General features: G+C 45.3%; 21 protein-coding genes. 13 read left to right on the forward strand and 8 right to left on the reverse strand.

All coding sequences use genetic code 11. The features are described from left to right. The first annotated feature begins 37 nt into the window (after positions 1-37). From OQJ86_RS13240 to OQJ86_RS13250, 3 genes are all read left to right on the forward strand, one after another. On the forward strand, positions 38-1,231 hold the full coding sequence (locus OQJ86_RS13240; RefSeq protein WP_265988045.1) for a multidrug effflux MFS transporter: 1,194 nt from the start codon (positions 38-40) through the stop codon (positions 1,229-1,231). 113 nt (positions 1,232-1,344) lie between these two features. Continuing rightward, positions 1,345-1,692, forward strand: a complete 348-nt coding sequence (locus OQJ86_RS13245) for a hypothetical protein (RefSeq protein ID WP_038865307.1) — start codon at positions 1,345-1,347, stop codon at positions 1,690-1,692. Between the two features lie 133 nt (positions 1,693-1,825). Beyond that, positions 1,826-1,960, forward strand: coding sequence for a hypothetical protein (locus OQJ86_RS13250; protein WP_095760458.1), 135 nt, complete (start codon positions 1,826-1,828; stop codon positions 1,958-1,960). Between the two features lie 71 nt (positions 1,961-2,031). Here the strand turns inward: OQJ86_RS13250 and OQJ86_RS13255 are convergent, their stop codons facing one another. The 3 genes from OQJ86_RS13255 to OQJ86_RS13265 all read right to left on the reverse strand — a co-directional run bounded on the left by OQJ86_RS13255 (position 2,032) and on the right by OQJ86_RS13265 (position 4,915). Then, positions 2,032-2,646 carry a glutaredoxin family protein gene (locus OQJ86_RS13255; protein WP_038865309.1) on the reverse strand — a complete coding sequence of 205 codons (615 nt, stop codon included), beginning with the start codon at positions 2,644-2,646 and terminating at the stop codon, positions 2,032-2,034. Positions 2,647-2,708: 62 nt separating this feature from the next. Continuing rightward, on the reverse strand, positions 2,709-3,548 hold the full coding sequence (locus OQJ86_RS13260; RefSeq protein WP_265988068.1) for a DMT family transporter: 840 nt from the start codon (positions 3,546-3,548) through the stop codon (positions 2,709-2,711). A gap of 398 nt (positions 3,549-3,946) precedes the next feature. Continuing rightward, entirely contained in the window at positions 3,947-4,915 is a 969-nt protein-coding gene (locus OQJ86_RS13265; RefSeq protein ID WP_265988046.1) for a porin, read from the reverse strand. Between the two features lie 567 nt (positions 4,916-5,482). On the opposite strand from OQJ86_RS13265, the gene OQJ86_RS13270 reads away from it, so the two are divergent. Together OQJ86_RS13270 and OQJ86_RS13275 are read left to right on the forward strand one after the other, a co-directional pair. Continuing rightward, positions 5,483-6,532 carry a porin gene (locus OQJ86_RS13270; RefSeq protein WP_265988047.1) on the forward strand — a complete coding sequence of 350 codons (1,050 nt, stop codon included), beginning with the start codon at positions 5,483-5,485 and terminating at the stop codon, positions 6,530-6,532. Between the two features lie 206 nt (positions 6,533-6,738). After that, a complete protein-coding gene (locus OQJ86_RS13275; protein ID WP_265988048.1) occupies positions 6,739-7,353 on the forward strand; it encodes a fumarylacetoacetate hydrolase family protein in 615 nt (204 codons plus the stop codon). 8 nt (positions 7,354-7,361) lie between these two features. Here the strand turns inward: OQJ86_RS13275 and OQJ86_RS13280 are convergent, their stop codons facing one another. The 3 genes from OQJ86_RS13280 to OQJ86_RS13290 all read right to left on the reverse strand — a co-directional run bounded on the left by OQJ86_RS13280 (position 7,362) and on the right by OQJ86_RS13290 (position 9,312). After that, entirely contained in the window at positions 7,362-7,673 is a 312-nt protein-coding gene (locus OQJ86_RS13280) for an AzlD domain-containing protein (protein ID WP_005435565.1), read from the reverse strand. After that, a complete protein-coding gene (locus tag OQJ86_RS13285; protein WP_186175520.1) occupies positions 7,670-8,413 on the reverse strand; it encodes an AzlC family ABC transporter permease in 744 nt (247 codons plus the stop codon). The genes OQJ86_RS13280 and OQJ86_RS13285 overlap by 4 nt, the downstream gene beginning before the upstream one ends. Before the next feature lie 71 nt (positions 8,414-8,484). Then, positions 8,485-9,312, reverse strand: a complete 828-nt coding sequence (locus tag OQJ86_RS13290; RefSeq protein WP_009706163.1) for an AraC family transcriptional regulator — start codon at positions 9,310-9,312, stop codon at positions 8,485-8,487. Between the two features lie 250 nt (positions 9,313-9,562). Between OQJ86_RS13290 and OQJ86_RS13295 the strand changes: the two genes are divergently transcribed. Beyond that, positions 9,563-10,195: a LysE family translocator gene (locus tag OQJ86_RS13295; RefSeq protein WP_265988049.1), complete on the forward strand. Its 633-nt coding sequence runs from the start codon at positions 9,563-9,565 to the stop codon at positions 10,193-10,195. 88 nt (positions 10,196-10,283) lie between these two features. Beyond that, positions 10,284-10,703 (forward strand): GNAT family N-acetyltransferase, encoded by a 420-nt coding sequence (locus OQJ86_RS13300; protein ID WP_265988050.1) that lies wholly within the window; start codon positions 10,284-10,286, stop codon positions 10,701-10,703. A 95-nt stretch (positions 10,704-10,798) separates the two neighbouring features. Here the strand turns inward: OQJ86_RS13300 and OQJ86_RS13305 are convergent, their stop codons facing one another. Next, on the reverse strand, positions 10,799-12,493 hold the full coding sequence (locus tag OQJ86_RS13305) for a phospho-sugar mutase (RefSeq protein WP_265988051.1): 1,695 nt from the start codon (positions 12,491-12,493) through the stop codon (positions 10,799-10,801). A 329-nt stretch (positions 12,494-12,822) separates the two neighbouring features. On the opposite strand from OQJ86_RS13305, the gene coxB reads away from it, so the two are divergent. The 4 genes from coxB to OQJ86_RS13325 are packed head-to-tail and all read left to right on the forward strand — an operon-like array spanning position 12,823 to position 17,146. Beyond that, entirely contained in the window at positions 12,823-13,986 is a 1,164-nt protein-coding gene (gene coxB / locus OQJ86_RS13310) for a cytochrome c oxidase subunit II (RefSeq protein ID WP_265988052.1), read from the forward strand. Further along, a complete protein-coding gene (gene ctaD / locus OQJ86_RS13315; RefSeq protein WP_265988053.1) occupies positions 13,983-15,623 on the forward strand; it encodes a cytochrome c oxidase subunit I in 1,641 nt (546 codons plus the stop codon). The genes coxB and ctaD overlap by 4 nt, the downstream gene beginning before the upstream one ends. Positions 15,624-15,644: 21 nt before the next feature. Continuing rightward, complete coding sequence (locus OQJ86_RS13320; protein ID WP_265988054.1) at positions 15,645-16,250, forward strand: cytochrome c oxidase assembly protein; 606 nt, start codon at positions 15,645-15,647, stop codon at positions 16,248-16,250. Positions 16,251-16,261: 11 nt separating this feature from the next. Further along, the gene (locus tag OQJ86_RS13325) at positions 16,262-17,146 is read left to right on the forward strand and encodes a cytochrome c oxidase subunit 3 (RefSeq protein ID WP_265988055.1); all 885 of its coding nucleotides are present in this window, start codon (positions 16,262-16,264) and stop codon (positions 17,144-17,146) included. Positions 17,147-17,148: 2 nt separating this feature from the next. Here OQJ86_RS13325 and OQJ86_RS13330 read toward each other — a convergent pair whose 3' ends face one another. After that, a complete protein-coding gene (locus OQJ86_RS13330; RefSeq protein ID WP_005425979.1) occupies positions 17,149-17,385 on the reverse strand; it encodes a DUF2909 family protein in 237 nt (78 codons plus the stop codon). On the opposite strand from OQJ86_RS13330, the gene OQJ86_RS13335 reads away from it, so the two are divergent. Together OQJ86_RS13335 and OQJ86_RS13340 are read left to right on the forward strand one after the other, a co-directional pair. Next, positions 17,384-18,151 carry an SURF1 family protein gene (locus OQJ86_RS13335; RefSeq protein WP_265988069.1) on the forward strand — a complete coding sequence of 256 codons (768 nt, stop codon included), beginning with the start codon at positions 17,384-17,386 and terminating at the stop codon, positions 18,149-18,151. The two genes, OQJ86_RS13330 and OQJ86_RS13335, sit on opposite strands and share 2 nt — an antisense overlap. Further along, the gene (locus OQJ86_RS13340; RefSeq protein WP_038865337.1) at positions 18,148-18,684 is read left to right on the forward strand and encodes a hypothetical protein; all 537 of its coding nucleotides are present in this window, start codon (positions 18,148-18,150) and stop codon (positions 18,682-18,684) included. Before OQJ86_RS13335 ends, OQJ86_RS13340 begins: the two co-directional genes overlap by 4 nt. Positions 18,685-18,688: the final 4 nt, after the last annotated feature.

Genomic DNA, 18,688 nt, shown 5'->3' on the forward strand with positions numbered 1-18,688 from the left:
GTCTGTCGTGAAACTGTCATGATGTAAGGAGGGTATATTGCGTAAAACACCATTATTATTGGCGATGATGATCATCGCGACCGGTCAAGTTGGCGTCAGCATTTATCTTCCATCTTTGCCAATGATCGGACATGACCTTGAGCTTCCGCAGCATGCGATTCAAAATCTTGTCACGTTATTCCTTGTTGGCTTTGGTGTCTCTCAGCTTTTTTATGGCCCGCTATCCGACTCAATAGGGCGTAGGCCAGTATTCATTCTTGGTCAAAGCGTTTATCTCGTAGGTACGGTCATATGTATTGCGTTTGCAGACCATATTGTCGCTTTGGAAGCTGGAAGGCTATTACAAGGTTTAGGTGCGGGAAGCGCCTCTGTTCTTGGGCGCTCAGTATTACGAGACAGTTACGATGGCTCACAACTGACCAAGGCCCTTTCCTATATTTCGGTCACAGCATCAGTGATGCCGATAGTTGCGCCTTTGTTTGGTGGTTGGATCGCTTATCATTTAAGTTGGCATGCGGTGTTTGTCTTCGTATTGTTTTACTTAATCGCGATTTTTACGCTGGGCTTAATCGTTCTTCCAGAAACATTGCCTTATCCCAAGCGCCGTTTTGAACCTAAACGAGTCATATTGAATTACTTAACGCTGTTGACTAATAAACAAGTGATTGGCAGCGCGAGTTACAACTGGCTCAGTTATCTTTCTGCTCTGGTGACGTTGTCCTTATATCCATTTTTGATGCAGCAAGAGCTTGGATTAACTGCTGCAGACTATGGCTCGTTGATGATTGTCCCTTCAGCAGGGTTGTTAATGGGTAGTTTGGTGCTTAACTTCATCAATTCGCGCTACAAAGAGCAGCAGATCCTATTGATGAGTTTTGTTGTCGTTGCTGCATCAGGAGTGATGCTACTGATTTTACCATTTACGGTTACGTCACTATTAGTTGGCTTCACTTGCTTGAGTTTTGCGCAAGGAATGTCGTTCCCGGTTTCAATCAGTTTGTTGTTATCCCCACACAAACAACAAGCAGGCGCGGTTTCTGCATTATCTGGGTCGATACAAATGTGTCTCGCAGGCTTGTTTGGCGGATATTTGGTGGAGTATTGGGTAACGAGCCAATATCAATTAGGTGTCTTCTATGTGTTGATTGCAGGGTTAAGCTGTGTTGTTTTGGCACTGAGTCAAATTCAGACGCCTACCAGTGGTTTGGCTCAACCAGAAAGCTCGCGTTGAATCTGCTTGCAAGCTTACGTGCTCCTTTCTAAAATGCGCAGCAAATTAGGCTCGCAGATGCTGACTCAAAAGCGTTGTGCGAGGAAAACGCCCGTTAATCGTTAGGTGAACCCATGCAACAAAACGAATTTGAAGCGCTATTAAAAGAAATTGGCGAAAAAGAGAACTTGCCTCAGGCTCTTGAACTACTAAAAGCATCTGAAGAAGAAGAGGTCGCTCAAGCAGCGGAATCACTAAGTGGTCAATTTGGCCTTGCGGAGGTCGATGGTGAAAAACGTATTTACCACATTACCTTCCAAGCTGACGAGTCTGGTGAAGAGAAAGAATTTGTTGAGCATGTCATGAATGAAGGCGATCACCTGATCAAATTTGCGGCTTGGTTCTTTGAAACTTTCTTTGAAATTAAACAAAAAGATACTTACAAAGCGGCAGGCAAAACGTACCAACAGCCCAAGCGTTAATCACTTTTTTGATTCGCTAGGATTAAATTTATTGCAATTAAATTACAGTCATTTGTGATCTTTATCTTGTTTTTGGTGGTTTGTGGTGTAAAATTACAACATAAACCAGTCAATTACTTCTTAGGAGAAGGTCATGGGTTACGAACTTGGTGGCGTTTACATTGGTCAAATGATCGCAAAAGACGCGATGCACAAAGCGCTTTACGGTAAAACAAAGAAGAAGAAACCTTCAATGTTTGCTCGAGTAATGAAAAAGCTAGCGAATTAATAGGAAAAGCCCTGATTTGATATCAGGGCTTTTTGCTTTGTTAGAGATGTCGTGTTTCTGCTAGGTGATAATTATGCGCTTTGACTTGGGATCTCAACAACGTTGTTAGGCACTTTATCTAATCCCTTTTCCGCTAACCACTTTTCCAAGTTGTCTGCGCCTCCTATGTACTCTCCATCTAACCAAATTTGCGGCACCGTTACAGGTGTTTTCTCGCCAATGATGGCTTTCACTTCAGGTATCATTCGGTAAAGGGCTGCACTGTCTTTGACGACGTCATAGTACGTATATTCTATACCCGTCTCATCCAGCAACTTTTTGGCTTTAACGCAGTAAGGACATGTCGCTTTGCCGTAGACAATATTGCCTTTAAGTTGATCGCGTTTAGTCCACTCAGCAATAACTGATTGAACAAGCACGCCTCGGTTTAGCGCTTCCCCTTGGCTGACGACTTTTCCTTCAACAACTAGGATAGGGGCGTGCCAAGCACCAAGTTTTAGTGGTTCCCACCAATGGGACAGCCAATCTTTCACTTCTAGCTCTACGGGGACACCCGCTAATTCGTTTTCAAAAGTATCGGCAAGAATGTCTTTAGTTAGGGTGCATTCGCCACATGGAATATTAACCTTGAATGGTCCCCAGCTGCCTGCCCAACGATAAAGTGTCATTTTGATTGGCTGTGTCATACGATAATCCTCATTTCCTTTCCTGAAAATATAGAACTCAAAACCAAAGAAATTCTTTCAATTTACTTTCTTTTTTTTGCTTCCCAATGAGTGATGAAAGCAATTGAGCCAACGATAATCGCGGCACCCAACCATAATCGACCTGGTGGAACCCAGCTGAACACTAACCAACCGGCAAAGACATTAAGTGGTAATTTCGCGTGGTCAAAAGGTTGAACGAAAGACGCATCTGCTACGGCATAAGCTTTTACGACCGCCCATTGAGCTAAGGCGGTTAACACGCCAGCCGCAATGAGAATACCCCAAACATTCCACCCTTCTGGCATCACGAATGTTGGCACCGCAAGCATGATATTAAATGGTGTGATCAATAACAGTAGATAAACCACCATTGTTGACGGTGGATCATTGACTGATAATTTTTTCACCATCAGAGAGTAAGAAGCCCAGAAAAAAGCAGCGCCAACTGGCAACAGTGTCGCCCAGGTAAAAGAGTCAGACCAAGGCTCAAGGATGATCATCGCGCCAATAAAGCCAGTTAAGGTAGCGATCCAACGCGCCACCCCAACGTTCTCTTTAAGTATCAGACCTGAGCCTATAGTAGCAAACAGAGGCGAGGTCATTAACAACGCAATACCTTGCCAAATTGGCACTGGATACGCGAGTGCCCACAGCCATAGTTGGATCCCGATAACGGCAAGGAAAATACGTAGAGCGTGCCAACCAAAGTGGTTTGTGCGCAGTGATTGACGAATGCCTAGGGTGCGTAGATAAGGCAAGATCGCAAAAAAGGCAATCGCGTATTGGAATAACGCAAAGGTCGTGGACGACACCCCAAAGTGTATACTCGCAACTTGAGCAAAACTATTAACGACGGCGAATGCTAAACCCGCGGTGAGCATCCAAGATGCACCTTGGACAGGATGATGATTCAATTGGATATTTCCGTTTTTAAAGAATGGCCAGAATCATACGTTCTATTCATAGGGTAGCCAATAAAAAAATGCCTCCCAGAGGGAGGCGACATTACCAATTTAAAGGACGTGCCTACCGAAGTAGGTACAAAGAACGAGAAGCACAAACGCTGCCATGCATTTGCTCGATTTAGTTATTGCAGCTAGTGTGCCAACTTTTAATTGGTTGATTTTAAAGGCCTAGATGAACATAGCTTGAGAAAGCCTAGAGGGAATGCACTAACTTCGGGATTCGGTGCATTAAAAGAGGGCAGGTTAGTGAGTACGATCAAAAAAGCCGACACAAGAGTGCCGGCCAAAAGACTCGCTATTAGGACAAGTTTTTATTAGAAGTCGTAACGTACGCCTAGACGTAGTGTGTCTTCACCTTCAGTTACCTTGCCTTCTCCATTCTTTTCTTCATCCAGCTGGTTCATGTAGTAAGAAAGGTAAGTACGGAAGTTGCTGTTAAGTTTGTAGTAACCAACCAGCTCAAAACCATCAACCGCGTCATATTTTGCTGCGCCATTTGGATCGTTCTCTTGGAAAGTGTATAGGCCAGCAACAGTAAACTTACTTGCTAATTTGTAGCTTGCTACAAGCTCGTAAGCGGTAAAGTCTTCAGAGTCATCAATGGCACCTTGAGAGTAAGTTCCTGCAAGGTATAAGTTTTCAAGAGAGTAGGCGATACCACCAAGAATTTGGTCTTCTGAGTTATCTTTATCTATATCGCCACCAGAGTAAGCAAGACCTAGGTCTAGACCCATTGGTAGAGAATAAAGGCCAGAGATGCCGTATTTGTCTTGGCTGTCACCAGAGTTGGCTTGGTAAGTTGCTTGAACTTGTAGAGCATCAAATTCGCCACGGTAAGCGAATACGCTGTCTTGCTTATCAGAGGATGAATCAATAACTTGTTGAACACCTGAGAACTCAGTGATATCCGTCATATCAGAGATGATAACAGCAGCCATGTCTTGGCGACCTACCGAAAAATCACCTACATCAGCACTTACACCAGCGTACATGTAACGGTTTTTAAACTCGCTTTTACCTGTTTTTTGTTCAGCTTCGTAAACACCAAAAGCAGATAGGCCATTACCGATATCTGTTTTACCTTTTAGATTTAGACGTGCACGAGATGCATCTTCCATAGTACCGTCAACTTCTGCACCGTCAGAACCGATGAAGTCGCCACGAAACTCCACGCGACCGCCAACTTTCAATTCAGTCCCGTCGTCTTTATACACGGTTGCTGCAAATGATGGTGCTGATACCAATGCTGTTAGAATCGCGGTAGTTAGTGCTGCCTTTTTCATTTTCTTATTACCCTAGTTGTAATCGATGAGCTTTCTTGCTCGATTTGTGTCGATGACGCTTAAGGTAAACCGCGAAAATGAAAGATAGATTTCTGTTACGTGATGATTCTATTGCATTTTTATTTCAAATGAGTGACAGGGGAGATATTGATGAAACCTTATAGAAAACAGGTTTTAGGTTTTTTTATGTTTCTGCTCCTTTAAGTGGACAGCCTAATTTTAAAAAAGTTCCTAATCATAATTTTCTTTTTGAAATGTAACAAAAATCCTCGTTAAACTATGCGTTAATCACACAATTACAATAGCTTAGATAGTGATTTAGGCTTAAATGTAACAAAGTGTTTCTGTTTTTGGGTGTTGTTTTCTTAAATTGTTGTCTGCTTATGGGTAAACGTTTGCCATTTTTCTTTTTTATTACATCTTTTCACTCTGCTCTTGGGAACTTCTGAAATACAGTGAGCAACAGTTGTTAAGCAAAAGTGACGCGACATTGGTGGAAGAGATGCCCCAATCCACTTTTGTATAAGACTGACTTATAAACTAATGAATAAATACATGGATTTTATAATGAACAAAAAATTCCTAGCAGCAGCGATTGTTGCAGCAACATTCGGTACACAAGCAGTAGCAGTGGAACTTTACAACAACGACGGCACTACTTTCGCTATCGGTGGTCACGTATCTGTTAACCTAAACGGTTCAGAGCAAGGCGACACAGATGTAGGTACTAACTCTCCACGTATCAACTTCACAGCAACTCAAGACCTAGGCAACGGCTTCACAGCTGACGCTCGTGGTGAGTGGGCTCTAAACTACCTAGACGGCGGTGAGGAAACATTCACTACTCGTCTTGGCTACCTAGGCCTAACTCACGACGTATACGGCCGTGCAGTTGGTGGTACTCAATGGGCACCTTACTACGATGTAGCTGGCGTTGCTGATATGCCAATCGCGTTTGCGAACGACTTTATCTACGATGACCACGGTAACCTAGGTACTGGTCGTGCGGACAAGATGCTTTCTTACCGCAACGCAATCGAGCTAGGTGAAGCTGGTGCAATCAACTTCGGTCTAGGTTGGCAAGGTTCTAAAGACGAGTTCGCTCGTGACGAGAACAACCAAATTGTTGGCGGCGCAGACTACGATGATCGTCTACAAGTAGCTCTTTCATACTCAATCATGGGTGCGAAAATCGGTTACACGTACAACGGTGGCGATATCAACCAAGGTCTACGTACAGAGTCAGCTGAATCCCACCTAGTATCTGCGGCATACGGTTCATACGGTCAAGGCCTATACGTTGCAGCAGTATACGGTTCAAACGAAAACATGAACTTCAACGGTTCACAACGTCTAGCTGAAAGCGATGCGTACGAAGCGCTTCTGGCATACGCTCTACCAAGCAGCCTAAACCTAAGCATCAACTACGAAATGGTTGAAGGTAAAGTACGCAGCGGTGCTAAGACTGAAACAGCACGTGAAGAGATGGCTGTTCAAGCTGAATACAACTTCACTTCTAAGTTCGTTGGTTACGCTGGTTACCAGTTCGACCTAAACGATGCTGAAGGTCGTGACACAGACGACAAATGGGCACTTGGTGCTCGTTACTACCTATAATAGTAACCTGTCCTAGTTACTATGAAAGCCAGCTTCGTGCTGGCTTTTTTCATATCTAGTGTTTGATAAACGAAAGAGTTTCGCCTTGAAGAGTGCAAGAGCAAAACGGGCTGAATGTCTTGTTTTTAACAATCCAGAGCGGGAACTAGTGTGGGCAACTCAAGTTGTTAGATTATCATGTGCGTTTTGTTTTGCAGGGAAGAGCAATGAGCGTCATTCAGGTTGAAGAGAAGAAAGTCAAAGTTGGTAAAGTTCTGTGTGTTGGGCGTAACTACGTTGAGCATATTCAAGAACTCAACAATGCCATGCCAGAGCAAATGGTCGTGTTTAATAAACCGGCGACTTCCGTTTCAACCAAACTCACCTCATTTCATCAAGAGCCTTTGCATTACGAAGCAGAAATCTGTTTTCTGATCAAAAATGGTCAATACAGTGCGGTTGGGCTCGGTCTGGATCTGACCAAACGCGGCTTACAATCTACCCTCAAAGAAAAAGGATTACCTTGGGAACGTGCTAAAGCGTTTGACGGCTCAGCGGTATTCAGTCGATTCCACTCTGTTCAAGGTGTCGATATAGACGATCTCAACTTAGAGCTTTTGATTAACTGTGTTCATGTTCAAAAAGGGCACGTTAAACAGATGCTTTACCCACCAATAAATATTCTCGATGAGCTGAAGAGCTATACAACACTAGAAGATGGCGATGTCGTGATGACAGGCACACCAAAGGGCGTGGGAGAAGTGCATCAAGGCGATGTCTTCCTTGGGCGTTTGAAGTGTGGAGACATCACCTTGTTAGAGATTGAGTGGGTAGCTGCTTAGTCGTGAGCTTACAACCAAATTCGAAGCAATAAGAACGCGACCATACTCACTATGGTGGTGAGCAAAACATTCTTGGTGAGATACGCAATCGCAGCGGCCAATAGAGCAGCCAATAGAAATGGATTTTGCCATGTGACGCTCAGTTCACCCTCTGGCATAAATACAATTGGAGCCCAAATTGCGGTGAGTACTGCAGGGCTTGCGTAGCTCAACACTTTCTGAGTTCTTACGCCTAACCTAAGCGGTAACTTAGGTTCTAAGAACAGATAACGGCTGGTGAACACCAAGGCTGTCATGGCTAAGATAGACAAAAAGATCATTGGCGTTCCTCCTGTGTACTCTCAAGGTTTGGTGCTTTCGTCGTAAATTGTTCCACAAAATAGCCCGTCAACATGGCGAGAATGCTCGCGAACATCAAGCTTCCTTCTACTTGGTAGTAGTTCAGCGCCACTGAGCTAACTAATGCCACCAAGACACTGCATAACACGGGAATGCTTTTTATCGTTGGCACCACAATCGCGATAAAAGTGGCAGCAACGGCAAATTCCAATCCGAGCTCATTCAATTCAGGTATCAAACTGCCGGCAACGATGCCAGCAAGCGTTGCGAAGTTCCAAAATAAGTAGAAGCTTAATCCAGCGCCAAGGGCGTACCATCGATCAAATTGTTTATCGGATTGGTGCCCGACGATGGCAAATAGCTCATCAGTGAGCAAGAAGCCAAGTGAAAGACGCCACTTTAATGGCAATGGCGAAATTTTACTGCGCATTGAAACGCTATAAAGAAAATGGCGAGAGGTAATAAAAAAGGTAGTCAGCAACATAGTCGTCAAGCCAGCGCCTGCTTTAATCATCCCCATAGCCACGAGCTGTGCGGAGCCTGCAAACAGAATGGCGGAAAGCGCCTGACCTTCCAAAGGGTGTAAGCCAGTATCAATGGCAAATGAGCCGGCTAGTAATCCCCAAGGCAATACAGCGATGCTCAATGGCATCATAGCGACGGTGCCTTGTAAAAAGAGCGAGGATTTTGAATTTTGATGAGTTGGCAAAGTAGTATCCATAACTTCAACTTAAATAGAAAAACATGCTGTTAAGGTAGGCTGACCTCAGCACGCTGCCTTGTACAAAATTGCTAACAATGCTTGATGTACTGCCCAGGCGTTACGCCCATGGCTTTTTTAAAGTGACGATGCAAATGGCTTTGATCGTGAAAGCCACACTCTTGAGCAACATCAGAAATCTTTTGTCCTAACTTGAGCAGTTTTTTCGCCATTCGGAGTCTCTGCTGAATTTGAAACGCGTGCGGCGGAAAGCCGAATTGTTTTTGAAACTCGCGCAACAAATGAAAAGGGCTTAATCCCGCCAATTTCGCAAGTTCTTCTAAAGAGACATCGGCTTGAGGGAAGTCTTCAAGAAACTCTTTGACCAGATGTACTTGCTTTTGCGCTTTGGTCGCATCTTGAAGAGGGGCTCGATGTGTACTGTGCTTGCTGGCAAGTTTGACCAACGTACCGTAGACAAGTGTCTCTCTTAGCAAGCGGTTATCGGATTTCTCTAGCGTATCGAATACCAGCCGCAGTTGATTAGCGAGTTCTGGATCATAAACAACGGGTTGGGGGAAGTAGGGCTGAGCTACATTGGGTGCGCCGAGTTCTTCCCCGAGCGTTTGAAACTGCTCAGGTACGGGATACATGGCTTTGTATTCCCAACCGCCTTCTGACGCTGAGTGACCGTTATGCACCTCGTCGGCGTTGACAAGAATGATGCTGTCTTGCGGTGCAATATGATTTCCGCCAGTACGAAAGAACTGTTGCGCACCTTTTTCAATCACGCCAATGGTGTAGCCTTCATGGCTATGACGAGAGAAATTCTGTTTTTCGTACTTTGCGTCGAGCAGCTCCAAGCCACCGAGCTCTTGAGCAATCTTAAAAGTCGCGATTTCCTTATTCTTTTCTTTCATCTTGTTCCGAACTGCGCAAGCATTAATCGTGGCATCACATCATTTGGAGTCTACCGGATCCATCCTGCTTATTTTTGTACAAAATTGCTATCGGTATTAAAAATAAACACCAAAAAGGTTAATTGTTTTTAAATTGAACATTAAACCTTTTCTATTTTCTGAATTTTACTCCTTGGTTAGATATTTGGTCTGGTTGTTATCTACTCATTGGTATAAGATCCGCCGCCTGTTTTAGAAAGCCAGTTCCACCATGATCGATTTATCTGTACTCCCTGTTTATCTCACTGCTGTTGTTGCACTTCTTTTGTTACCTGGGCCTGACATGTTGCTGATTGCCAGTTCTAGCATGAGCTATGGTAAGAAAGTTGGTCTGTTTGCGAGCTTGGGCAACGCGACATCCGGTGTGATCTTAACCTTATTGGCCGCAATGGGCGTGTCGACCTTGATTGCGATGAGCCCAATCGCGTTAAAATTACTTCATCTACTGGGGGGCGCGTACTTGCTCAAAATGGGTTGGGACTGTTTGCGAGCGGACGTTTCTGCTGCACCAGAGCTTGACCAAAAGAATAAAATGGCATCGACTTACTATCAACGCGCTTTGATGAGTAACCTGCTGAACCCGAAAGCCTTGGTGTTCTTCGTGATGTTTTTACCTCAGTTCGTTTCTAGCAACATTACCGCATCGTCGGGTGAGCAAATGCTCGCACTTGGTTTGCTGCTGAACGTATTAGGTTTGCTATTCAATATCTTGCTGGTTGCCTTGGCGGGGACATTGGGTAAAGGATTATTGGAAAACGATAAATTCCGCATGTACCAAGGTAAACTGATGGGCTTGGTGTTCGTTATTCTTGCGGTATGGATGCTCAGTAGTTTCGCAATGTAAAGTGTAGGAACAATCAGATTTTTAAACAAAAGCCAGCACTCGCTGGTTTTTTGTTTTAGTATCACTCTGATTTCCAAGGAGTGGCAGTATGAAACTTGAATTTAAACTCAACTCAGAACAAAACGATCTTGACTTTATCCGTGATGGCATCCGAGCATATAACCGCATGCATTTACCGGATGGTGATGTAAATGCAATTGGCTGTTTTGTCCGTAATGACGAGGGTAAAGTAATTGGTGGACTTACGGGAGAGATGTTCAATAACACCGTGTTCGTTGAATATCTTTGGGTAGATGCAGAGGCACGCACTTCGGGATTGGGAAGCAAACTGATTTCTCTACTGGAAGAACAAGTGAAACCGCGTGGAGTAACGCATTTGTACCTCGATACTTATAGCTTTCAAGCACTCGATTTTTACTTGAAATTGGGTTTTGAAAAAGTAGGGCAGTATTCAGGTTACCCAGCAGCAGGCATTGATAAACATTTCCTGCAAAAACAGATTGCTTGATTTGGTTTGAATTGAACAAAAAAAGAGGCGCTCGATGCGCCTCTTTTACTATTTGCTATTTGCTGTTGTCACAGAGTCAATGTTTCAAACCCGAATTACAAGCTTTGTTGATGTGCTTCGATCAATGCGTTCATCTTCGCTTCTGCTGCTTGGTTGGCTTGCGCGTAATCCATCTCTGCAGGGAAGTCGCTGATCACTTCGTAGTAACACTTTAACTTCGGTTCAGTACCAGAAGGGCGAACAATCACGCGTGATTTGTCTTCTAGGTGGTAAACCAATACGTCACTTGCAGGCAAGTCAATCGCTTCTGTTGGACCATCGGTCACAAAGCGAAGTGATGACTTCAGATCTTCGGTCACTTCAATGCGTTTACCCGCGATCTCTTTCGGTGGGTTTGCGCGCAGTTTGTCACCGATTGGTGGTGATTTAGGGTCAAGCGCAATGCTGCGTTGCGCGTTGAAGTAGAAACCGTGTTGGCGGTATAACTCTTCTAACTTATCCCACAGCGTTTTGCCTTGTGCTTTCAACTTACCTGTTAATTGAGAGAAAGCGACCAGTGCTGACAAGCCATCTTTATCCCAAACCTTGTTGCCTACCGTGTAGCCTAGTGCTTCTTCGTAAGCGAATAGGAACGGATTTGCATCTGTCTCTTGTGTCATTGCTACGTTGGTTAGCCATTTAAAGCCAGTTAACGTTTGGTAGTATTCTGCGCCATGTGCTTTCGCAATACTGCTCAATAGACGAGAAGACACAATGGTATTCCCAACAAGCGCGTTTGGTTGACCTTGCAGTAAGTAGTCACCAAACAATGAACCCACTTGGTCACCCGTTAGCATTTGGTATTCGCCATCTGGGCGTTTTACTGCCACGGCAAAGCGGTCTGCGTCAGGATCGTTCGCGCAAGCTATGTCGGCATTAACAGATTTACCCAGTGCCATCACCATATCCATTGCGCCCGCTTCTTCCGGGTTCGGGAAGTTTACAGTAGGGAACGTGCCGTCCGGTTCGCACTGCTCTGGAACACTTGCCACTTTTTCAAAGCCAGCATCTGCGAGCAACGTTTCTGCCATGTCCGCACCGACACCGTGCATTGCCGTGTAAACAATCGAGATATCTGTGTTGCTGTCCGGTGTTAGCAAGGTATTGTCGTTCATTGTTTTGCGGTACGTTTGGTAGTACTCGTCTTCAAGCCAAACTAACAGACCTTTTTGCTTCGCGTCGTCGAGTGACATTAGAGGAAGCGGTTTTGTTGTCGCATCATCAATCTTGGCTGCAATACCAGAATCGTGTGGTGGAATGATTTGCGCGCCATTTTCCCAGTAGACTTTAAATCCATTGTACTCAGGTGGGTTATGGCTTGCGGTAACGACGACAGCCGCTGCTGCATTCAATTCACGCACACCAAAAGCAACAATTGGCGTTGCCGCTACTTTATAGGTTAGATAAACCTTGATACCTAAAGCAGTAAGAACGGAGGCTGTATCGTGTGCGAACTGCTTGGAATCTGGACGACCATCATAGCCAATCACGACTCCGCGAGAAGCGGCGTCTTTTACTTGTTCAATCAGGTAGTGACCGAGACCAGTTGCCGTTTCTTGAATCACTAAGCGGTTCATGCGGTTTGGACCAGCACCAACTTTACCGCGCAGACCTGCCGTACCAAATGCTAAGCGTGAGCCAAATCGATCTGTCAGTTCTTGTTCATTATTTGTATCGACTAGATGCTGGAGCTCTTCGCGGGTTTTAGGGTCAGGGTCTCGTGCTAGCCACTGAGTAATTTGTGTTGTCATATTCATCTTTCCTTAGCAGGGGGAACCTACTTGTTTAGACACTTTAATTCGGAAAGTGTCCCAATGTTTTCTTTTTACTAATGTAAATGGTTCTCAATTACATTTCAAAGAGGGCAATCGATAAACCGAATTTATTTTTCTCTCTACACGAAATTTATTCACGGTTAATTTCTTGAAGAACTATTGAACTATAACTAGCCTTTTAACATAAATATAACAAAGAGTGCTGAAATCGTAGTTTTTATGATTTTTTGTAAATTTGTTCGATATTTGCATCGGGAAGCAAGGAAGCTCGCGCAAGCGCAGCGGCTGAGCAGAGGAGAGATCTTTTGAAAAGATTAGCAACTACTCTAGCCTTATTAGCGAATGTGATTTTTATCACATTTTCTTCGTCCAGTTGGTCAGAGCAAAATGATTACAACATGACACGGGGTGTTACGGGGATCAGTGAGCAAGTGTATGAATTACATATGCTGATCTTCTACATTTGCTGTGCCATCGCCTTCGTTGTGTTTGGCGTAATGTTCTACTCCATCTTCCGGCACCGAAAGTCAAAAGGAGCAGTTGCGGCAAATTTCCATGAAAGCACCAAAGTGGAGATTATCTGGACCATCATCCCCGTCATCATACTCATTGCGATGGCAATTCCGGCGACCAAAACGCTGGTGGCCATGGAAGACACCAGCCAATCTGACCTCACGATTAAGATCACCGGCTCACAATGGAAATGGCACTACAGCTACTTCGGCGAGGACGTCGAATTCTTCAGCCTTCTTGCTACCAGTCAGAAAGAAATAGATGGCATCGAAGCGAAAGGGGCACACTACTTACTCGAAGTGGATAACCCGCTCGTTTTACCAATCAACCGTAAAGTTCGTTTCTTAATGACGTCTGATGACGTAATCCACTCTTGGTGGGTGCCTGATTTCGCAGTTAAGAAAGATACGATTCCAGGCTTTATCAATGAAGCGTGGACCAAGATTGATGAGCTGGGTGTTTATCGTGGTCAGTGCGCAGAACTTTGTGGCCGAGCACATGGGTTTATGCCAGTTGTCGTACACGCGATGGCGGAAGATGATTTCGAACAGTGGATGACAGACAAGAAACAAGAAATTGCTCTGCAGAAAGCTGTTGCACAAGAGGCATTGACGCAAGACCTTTCAATAGAAGATTTGATGGGACAAGGTGAATCGATTTACACCGCGCGCTGTGCCGTATGTCATCAAGCTAACGGTGAAGGTATCCCGGGGGCGTTCCCTGCGATTAAAGGCAGCGAGATCGCCAAAGGTCCGGTCATTGCTCACATCGACGTACTGGTAAATGGTCGCGCAGGTACAGCGATGCAAGCTTTTGCGAACCAACTTAGCGATCAAGAGATCGCTGCGGTTATCACCTATCAACGTAATGCTTGGGGAAATGACACCGGCGATGCCGTTCAAGCATCCGATGTTAACGCCTTTAAGGCACAAGAAAGTGCCAAGGAGGAAATATGAGTAAGCCAATTGAAAAAGCGGTGAAGTCTGCTCCTGCAGAAGCGCAAACTACTGCAAATACCACCATTGCGATTGAAGACGACCACGATCATCATCACGCACCGAAAGGGCTATCACGTTGGCTTTATTCCACCAGTCATAAAGACATCGGTACGCTGTATTTGTGGTTTAGCTTTGCCATGTTCCTCACGGGCGGCGCGATGGCGATGATCATTCGCGCTGAGTTATTCCAGCCGGGTTTGCAATTGGTCGATCCTCAGTTCTTTAACCAAATGACGACCGTGCATGGTTTGGTGATGGTATTTGGGGCAGTCATGCCTGCGTTTACCGGCTTAGCCAACTGGATGATTCCAATGATGATTGGCGCGCCGGATATGGCATTACCGCGAATGAACAACTTGAGTTTTTGGATCTTACCTTTTGCTTTCCTCATTTTGATCGGCTCTTTGTTCTTACCCGGTGGTGGTCCTGATTTTGGGTGGACTTTCTACGCGCCACTTTCTACAACCTACGGCCCTGACAGTACGGCGTTGTTTGTTTTCTCAGTCCATATCATGGGTATCAGTTCCATCATGGGTGCCATCAACGTCATCGTGACTATCGTAAACATGCGTGCACCAGGCATGACTTGGTTCAAGCTGCCAATGTTCGTCTGGACTTGGCTAATTACGGCGTTCTTGTTGATCGCGGTGATGCCCGTACTAGCCGGTGCGGTCACCATGGTTTTGACCGACAAATACTTCGGTACCAGCTTCTTTGATGCCGCTGGTGGCGGTGACCCGGTGATGTTCCAACACATCTTCTGGTTCTTTGGTCACCCAGAGGTGTACATCATGATCTTGCCTTCGTTTGGTATTGTTTCGGCAATCATCCCTGCGTTTAGTGGCAAGAAGTTGTTCGGTTACCATTCGATGGTTTACGCAACTTGTAGTATCGCGCTGCTTTCATTCCTAGTGTGGGCGCATCATATGTTTACCACAGGGATGCCAGTATTCGCCGAACTTTTCTTCATGTACTGCACCATGTTAATAGCAGTGCCAACCGGGGTGAAAGTGTTTAACTGGGTAGCGACCATGTGGCGTGGTGCCATGACGTTCGAAACACCGATGTTATTTGCCATCGCCTTTATTGTCCTATTCACGATAGGTGGCTTTTCAGGCTTGATGCTGGCAATTGTCCCTGCGGACTTCCAATACCATGACACTTACTTTGTTGTCGCGCATTTTCATTATGTATTGGTATCTGGTGCGGTGTTCTCGATTATGGCGGCGGCTTATTACTGGCTGCCTAAGTGGACAGGCAATATGTATGACCACAAGCTGAGTCTGTGGCATTTCTGGTGTTCCATCATCTCGGTCAACGTATTGTTCTTCCCAATGCACTTCTTGGGTTTAGCGGGGATGCCAAGACGTATTCCTGATTACGCCATCCAGTTTGCGGACATTAACCAAATCGTATCGATAGGTGGCTTTGCCTTTGGCCTCTCTCAACTGATCTTCTTGTGGTTAGTGATTAAATGCATCTGTGGTGGTGAAAAAGCACCGGCCAAGCCATGGGAGAGGGCGGAAGGTCTAGAGTGGACAGTACCAAGTCCAGCGCCACATCACACGTTCACAACGCCGCCAACAGTCGATTAAGAAAAGAGTGAGGTGAGCGAGATGCAAGGTGATTCATCTAATAAGAAACTCACTATCAAGTTGCTGTTAGCGACAGCAATGATGTTCGGCTTTGGTTTTGCCCTCGTACCACTCTACGACATTATGTGCGATGCATTGGGTATTAACGGTAAAACCAGTGAGGTCGCAGCGATTCAACCAACAGGCATGCAAGCCGATATCAGCAGAACGATTCGTGTGGAATTTATGGCGCACGTCAGTCCAGACATGCCTTGGGAATTCAAACCAAAAGTTGTATCTATGGATGTTCATCCTGGCGAAGTGATTCAAACGGAATATCTTGCTTTTAATCAAAGCGGTGAAGATTTAGTAGGACAAGCTGTGCCCTCCGTATCGCCGGGTACTGGTGCGGCTTACTTCAATAAGATCGAGTGTTTTTGCTTTAATCAACAACCATTGGAAGGAAAGCAACAAGCGAGTATGCCTCTGATTTTCTACATTGAGCCGGACGTGCCGGATTCAATTCATACATTGACCTTGTCTTACACACTCTACAAATTTCCTCCTCAATCGGGCGAGTCTTCGACTGCTCGCCTCTCAGGGAGTGAGAAACAGACCTTAACGCCTCAAACCAAAGCGCGTCTGTAAGGAGAGAACTCATGAGTAACAAGCCTGACACCTATTATGTTCCCGCACAAAGCAGTTGGCCTATTGTAGGGGCATTTGCGTTATTCCTTGTCGCTGTCGGTGCTGGAATGACCGTTCAAGGCACTCAAAGTGACGGTGCGGTTGGGACGCTAGGCGGCATTATTCTTGCGGTTGGTATGCTGTTTTTGCTTTACATGTTGGCCGGGTGGTTCAGTAACGTCATCACCGAATCCCTTACCGGAAAGTACAGCGCGCAAATTACTCGTTCATTTCGACAAGGGATGAGCTGGTTTATCTTTTCAGAAATCATGTTCTTTTGTGCGTTCTTTGGTGCTCTGTTCTACGCAAGAATGATTTCCGTGCCTTGGTTAGGTGGCGCAGATAACAATGCCATGACTCATGAAGTGTTGTGGCCAGCTTTCGAGGCGATATGGCCGCTAACTACCACGCCAGGTGGTGATACGACCCAAGCAATGCCGTGGCAAGGCATTCCATTAACCAATGCGATTTTGTTGCTATTGTCTTCGATTACGTTACATATGGCACACATCAGCTTAGAACAGGATAAGCGAACGGCGCTCATTGTCTGGTTGGAGATCACCATCGTTTTAGCGGGTTTCTTCCTTTATTACCAAGCGGTTGAGTATGCCCACGCTTATCAAGATATTGGGCTGACACTGCAATCGGGCGTTTATGGCAATACCTTTTTTATGCTAACGGGCTTTCATGGATTGCACGTTTGTCTCGGCACCATTTTTCTCATTGTATTGCTGTTGCGCATCGCCAAAGACCATTTCTCGCCGAAAGACCATTTTGCATTCCAAGCGGGTAGTTGGTATTGGCACTTCGTTGATGTGGTTTGGCTATGCTTGTTTGTTTTCGTTTATGTGCTGTAAAGCTAGTAAGGACGAGGGTTAGGGGCAATCCATCCCGCCCCTAGAGCAATTAGAAGGAGTATCACGACTAACGCAGAAAACATGACACGACGACCGAGGTAATGGCTCATTGGTTTACCTTTTTTCGATGAGTCCTCAGGGTCTTCGCGAACCATTTCGATAAGCGCTTTTGCGAGGTTAAAGATGATGAAAAGCAGCAAAAGGACAAGCGTTAATTTGAACAGAAATACGGTGGACATGGCACCTCCGGTTTCGTTTTTGATGTTATCGAAATGGGTTTGGATTGCTGTTTGTTTAACTGTGGTCGTGTTTTCTCTATTGGTCAAACTGGGCTTCTGGCAGCTCGAACGCGGTAACGAAAAGCAGCTTTTAGAACAAGCTATTTTGGCAAGAGCGAATGCACCTTATCAAGATATACGCACTGTACTGGAGAACAATGATTGGCGTGAGGAGAGTGTGATTGGCATTAAGGTGAAAGCCAATGTGACTCCGGAGGCACTTCCGGTCATCCTTTTAGATAACCAGACGTTTGAGGGGACAGTGGGTTATTTAGCGTTTCAAGTCGTTTCCTTGACACAAGACCCAACCACATTGACCCTCCTAGAGTTAGGGTTTGTTAAAGGGGGCGCGTCACGCTCTGTATTACCTAAAGTGGAAACTTTACAAGCTCCTTACGAGGTTACTGGGCGTTTATATCGTAAATCGATGAACCCTTTGAGTTCCGACTTAATGGCAGAAGTTGGCGATACGATACGCGTCCAAAACCTCAACATCAATCAACTGAGCCAGTTACTCAATGTCGAATTAATGCCGACCGTCGTACAGCCAAACAATTTAATCCGATGGCCGTATTCTTTCCCATGGAATCCTTTGCCATTAACCAGTGCTAAGCATTTTGGTTACTCCTTTCAATGGTTTGCTATGGCGGGTGTATTTCTGCTTATCACTGTAATGATCTTCATTCGATGGTTCAAAAGTTCACGGTCACAAGGAGGTGAGGTATGACATCAGCGGTCACGAGAGGAAGAATTGTACTGTTGTCGCTAATTGTCCTTTTTGCTCTCCCGGCAATTATTGCCAAAGTAGTGCTTAGTCAAGGCTGGTATGAAACGGGTGTGACTAATAGAGGTGAGCTGGTGGAGCCCTATACCACATTTGAACAATTGGGGCAGACATCGCCTCTGAGTGAAAAAGGGTGGCAATTGGCTTATGTGTTGCCTTCTGATTGCCAAGAACAGTGTCAGCAACAACTTCACCTCATGCAGCAGAGTCATATTGCGTTGGGCAAGTACCAAGAGCGAGTCGTCCCAGTTATCTGGACATCAAAGCAGTCAGCAAGTGCGAGCGAAACGATGATAGTGATGCAAATGAATGATTCGTTGTCGGAAAAAGTCCAAGCAGGGCAAATGCTTATCGTTGATCCATTAGGGCAACTTGTGATGGCCTATACACCGGAAGCCAACGAGGATTTGGTTCAGTTAAGTAAAGACGTTTTGGCGGATCTACGAAAACTATTGAAGCTATCACGTGTAGGTTAGGGAG

The organism is Vibrio sp. Sgm 5, from assembly GCF_026241575.1.
Lineage (GTDB): Bacteria > Pseudomonadota > Gammaproteobacteria > Enterobacterales > Vibrionaceae > Vibrio > Vibrio jasicida.